The following is a 4653-nucleotide window of genomic DNA, read 5'->3' as shown; positions in this document are numbered from 1 at the left end:
CAGGTCACAGGTGTAGTCTGTCTAATACTTTCCGACAGTAAATTTACCCCATCATGAAATAAATAGTTGTTTTTTTCTAGAAAATAGCATAAGATAATAACAATAGGACTCCCTGCACCTCTCACATATGTGATGTGTCCCATGGGGAGACATTTTTATTTTAGGAGAGAATTGTATCGAAAAAAAGAAAAAGAGAAAAACAAGAGCGGAAAAGTGAAAGCCAGCCAACATGTTTTATAATGCATTGGATTCTTTCGCAGAAAGGGGAAATAGGCATGAAAAAAATTTATTTATTATTATTTCTTTGTGCATGCATTACGTCGTGTGGCAGAGTAAATGAAAATGATATGAAACAAATTTCCAATAGTACACAAGGAACTCAGACAAATAAAGATAGGATATTTAGCATTGAAGATAGGGTATACACGTCCCAAAAACAAAAGAGTAAATGGTGGAATATTCATTATCCAAAGTTAGAGGGCGAAAAAACAGAGTCTTGTAATAAAATCATTCTATCGCATATTAAAAAACTGATGGGAGAAATTGATTTGAAACAAGAAGTTGCTATCACATTAAATTATGATGTCAAAACACAAACGGATAAAATTTTATCTGTTCTATTTACTGGAGATTATTATGCAAAAGGGGCATTACATCCTATAAATGTATCTTTTTCTGTGAACTATGACTGGGGAAAAAACAGAGAATTATTGCTGAAAGATGTAATTATTGAGTCCGATGAGTTTATGACAAAATGTAAAAAAGCAGTTTTTCAGCAATGCGGGAAAGAATTTCAAGAAGCATTTGGTAAGCTTTCGGATGAACGAATAAAAGAACAGATTTTTGAGCAAGAAGATCAGTTTTACTTAGAAGATGGAGATATAAATGTTCGGTTAGCAATTCCGGCTGGGTCATATTATTACCAGTACGTTAAGGTGGAAAAGGTACATTACAAAAATTGACAAAGATAGACACATATGCTATACTGAACAAAAAAATAGGGGAGGACGTTATGTATAAGATTGTTATTTGTGATGATGATAAAAATTTTATTTCCTATATGAAAGAAATGCTTTTGCGATGCGACTTGAGTGAGCGTCAAGTTATCTTTTATGAAGTTACGTCGGGGGAAGAGTGTCTTCTTACAGTAGAGAGAATGACATCTTGTGACTTGATCATTCTTGATATGCAGATGAGTGGAATGGACGGACATGCCACAGCAAAGCAGTTCAGAAAATTATTTCCGGATTCTTTATTAGTATTTTGTTCTGGTGTATCAAAGCCTACGGATGAATCATTTAAAACCACACCTTTTCGATATTTGCGGAAAAATTATGGAGATGACAAAATGTTATTGGAGTTGACCGCAGTAGTAGAGAAAATGAAGCAAATGAAAAAAAGAACCTATGTAATGGGGAAAAATCACATGAATATAGTGAAGGTGTATCCAGATGATATTTTATACATAGATAATTATAAGCGCGGAAGCGAAATCCATGTGCAGGAGAATTATAAAGACTACTCATTTGAGGATAGGATTACGACAAAAAAGAAGTTGGCAGAGCTGTATACGGATTTGAAGGGATACGGTTTTGAATATGCCCATAATAGTTATATTGTAAACTTAAATCATGTCGTTAAATTAAAATCAGAGGGTGTGATAAAACTATCAAACGGAGAAGAATTGAATGTTTCACGTTCCAGAATGCCAGAGTTCAGACGGGCACTGGCTGCGGTAATGAGTGAAAAATATAAATAAAAACGGAGGATAAAGTGAAGGTATTAAGTGTTGTAATAAGCTGCATCATCGATGTGTATTTGTTCCATTTGTTTTTTCAAAATTATTTTAGCAAGAGAAAGTTCTTTGCTGATTCAGTATTAAAAGAAAAGAGCTGTCAAATCGGCATCGTTATTCTATTAACCATATGCAACCTTTTGGGGAATGGGGATGTTAATATTTTAATTACGCCTGCATTATTTTTCTTGTATACGGTTTTAGAATTTCAGGGAAAAGTATGCTATCGTTTGTTATGCTTTGCTACGATGTTTTGCGTTTTGTGTGGATGTGAGTTTTTATTTATGCTTTTGGTACATCCGGATGCATCGGATTACAAAAATTCCACATTGATTATGATTTTGATGCTTGTCATTAAATTTCTCACCTATATACTGGTTCTGATTACGAATCAAGCAATAGGCAAACGAAAGAGAATACAAGATTCCAAAATATTTATTATGTATATGATGATTCCGGCTGCAAGCTTATTTGTTATGATAATTGTATTCTATTCGGGAGCAGTTCATCATATGGCAGGGTATGCGAGTGCATTCCTTGGGTGCAGTTTTGCGGTCTTGTTTTTGGGGAATGTAATGAGTTTTTATGCATTTGAACGGTATTCGGAGCGCTTATATGAAACGATGGAACAAAATATCGTAATTATAAAGCAGAAAAAAGACTTGGAATATTATATGCAGATATCGGAAATTGACAAGAAACAAAAGGAACTGATTCATAATATTACGAATCAGATAAAAATGATTTATGTCTTTGCAAAGGATGGAAATACGAAAGCGATTTTAGAATTGACAGATAGTATTGGTGAAGAAATGGAAAAGGATTCCAGGATGGTGTACTGCGACAATCCGGTATTAAATTCATTGTTAAATGAAAAAAGACGGGAAGCAAGGAAGCAAGGGATTCACACAGACTTTTATGTAGAACCCGGAGTCCTATTACAACATGTGGCACCAATGGATTTGATTTCCATGCTTGGCAATCTTTTGGATAATGCGATTCGTGCGGCTGCGGAGACGCAAGGGGAAAAGTATATTAAGAGTTACGTTTATATGAAGGAAGTAGGCGGTTTCTGCGTAATAAAAATCACAAACCCATTTGAAAATATAAAACATACGCAGGATGGAGACTTTGCTACTACAAAAAAAGATGATGGCATGCATGGAATCGGACTTCATTCCGTGAGGCGGATTGCAGAAAAATATGGTGGATGTTTGATGTGTACGGCAGAGGATAAAACATTTGAAACGGTGTTGCTAATCTCTACTGATGAAGAAATATAACAAAAGTGGCCCCTCATTCTGCAAAAATTGTCGCTTTTGTTGAAACTTTTGGTGAAATAGGTATAGTAAAAAGTAGCGCAGATAGCGGGGAGAAGTAGTTATTGAAAGAAGAGGAGTTTAAGAATGAAACGTGTGTGTTTGAAAATGTGTGTTTCTATATTTGTGATAGCAGCAGTATCAGGTTGTGGGAAAGTTGAAACCAAAGATGCTAAAAAGAAACCAACAGAAACAAGCGAAATACATAATGAATATTTTCCATATACAGAAAATTGTCAAATAAAAGTTTCCGGGCGGTTCTATTTTTCAGATTTATTGGAAAAAGAAACAACGATGTTTGTCAATAGAGAAAGAAAAGGCAAAAGGGGAGAAGTATGGCACATTTTTTTTCAGCGGGTGGAGTATGATTCTTATGATAGCGATGGACGATACCATATGCCGAAGGAATGCTTAGATATGTACTATTTTTTGGTCAAGCAAGATAGGATATACTGGTATTGTATGCCGCATATGCCGGATAATGAAATGAAAACTTTTTGTGAGGAGGGGCGAATACCAGAAGAATACACTCATATTATTTGCCAGAAGGATGAAATGAAAGATGTTTTATCGGAGGAAGAATCTGGTGAACATGAGCGAATGTTGATTTATGGGAAAAAGAAAGATGTTAGACAGTATAATACATGGACTGTAAAGAAAGATTTTTCAGATGTACTTAGCATATATACTGTTTCGTTTAAAAAGAATATTGGACTTGTTGCGTATAGTTGTTCCTGGACAGCAGCTGGAAAAAACACTGTTGAGCTTTGGGATAAAAGATATGTTTCGAAGCGGGCAAAAAAAAGTTTCAAGTATAATTGATAGAGGAAGAAGATGAGCTGGAAAAAGATTTGCTATGTGGATGTGACAACAAAAGCATGGAAAATACAACACATAATGTGAGTATGCACAATTAATACATATGACGAGATACTGCATTATTAATACGTTGGTTTTGTAAAATATACTAAGGAATATTACAGAAGAAAAGATATACCTAATGGTGTACGATGAAGAAATTGTATTTAAACATTTATGAAAGGAGATATAGTGAGAAAAAAGGGGAAATTAATAATTAGTTGCTGTATTTTATTTGTAATTATGTTATTTATAGGATTGATATATTGGATATTGATTTCTATTCCAAGAGAGAGGATGAAAGGATGCTATTTTGGTTATGAACAAATGCCAATAATGTCAAACGAAAAATATACTGGTAAAATTGATGTAAAAATGGAACATATTCTAATTGAAGATCATGCCGGAACAAAAGTAACAGAGCTTGATTTATTAGGTAATAGCCCAGATCGAAACTTGATTATATGAGGGGGAAAATTAGAAATGAGATTTTTGAAATTCTTTGGTTTATTTGTGATATGTTTATTTTTTGTTTCGTGTGGTCTGCATCAGGATAGTACTACAGAGAAGCAAAGACACTTTGACTCGTCATCGAAGCAGAACTCCCTGGAAAAATCTAAATGGAAGAGTTCATTTTGGGTAGAAGCTGATAAAGATACAAAGTCGGGATATCCATATATG

Annotated in this window: 6 protein-coding genes; all 6 read left to right on the top strand. The window is 34.3% G+C overall.

The genetic code is table 11. The features are described from left to right. The first annotated feature begins 275 nt into the window (after positions 1–275). On the top strand, positions 276–962 hold the full coding sequence (locus DW005_RS13380; protein ID WP_117480174.1) for a hypothetical protein: 687 nt from the start codon (positions 276–278) through the stop codon (positions 960–962). 50 nt (positions 963–1012) lie between these two features. Continuing rightward, positions 1013–1759: a LytTR family DNA-binding domain-containing protein gene (locus tag DW005_RS13375; RefSeq protein WP_117480173.1), complete on the top strand. Its 747-nt coding sequence runs from the start codon at positions 1013–1015 to the stop codon at positions 1757–1759. Between the two features lie 14 nt (positions 1760–1773). Further along, positions 1774–3078, top strand: coding sequence for a sensor histidine kinase (locus tag DW005_RS13370; RefSeq protein WP_117480172.1), 1305 nt, complete (start codon positions 1774–1776; stop codon positions 3076–3078). 123 nt (positions 3079–3201) lie between these two features. Continuing rightward, entirely contained in the window at positions 3202–3936 is a 735-nt protein-coding gene (locus tag DW005_RS13365; RefSeq protein ID WP_117480171.1) for a hypothetical protein, read from the top strand. 228 nt (positions 3937–4164) lie between these two features. Then, positions 4165–4440, top strand: a complete 276-nt coding sequence (locus DW005_RS13360; protein WP_117480170.1) for a hypothetical protein — start codon at positions 4165–4167, stop codon at positions 4438–4440. A gap of 15 nt (positions 4441–4455) precedes the next feature. Beyond that, positions 4456–4653, top strand: a 198-nt coding sequence (locus tag DW005_RS14030) for a hypothetical protein (protein WP_207658750.1), incomplete at its 3' end; no start/stop codon positions are given.

Origin of the sequence: Clostridium sp. AF36-4 (assembly GCF_003435975.1) — a bacterium.
Lineage (GTDB): Bacteria > Bacillota > Clostridia > Lachnospirales > Lachnospiraceae > Eubacterium_F.
The sequence above is the reverse complement of the archived record's forward strand: the minus strand, read 5'-3'. Positions and strand labels throughout refer to the sequence as shown.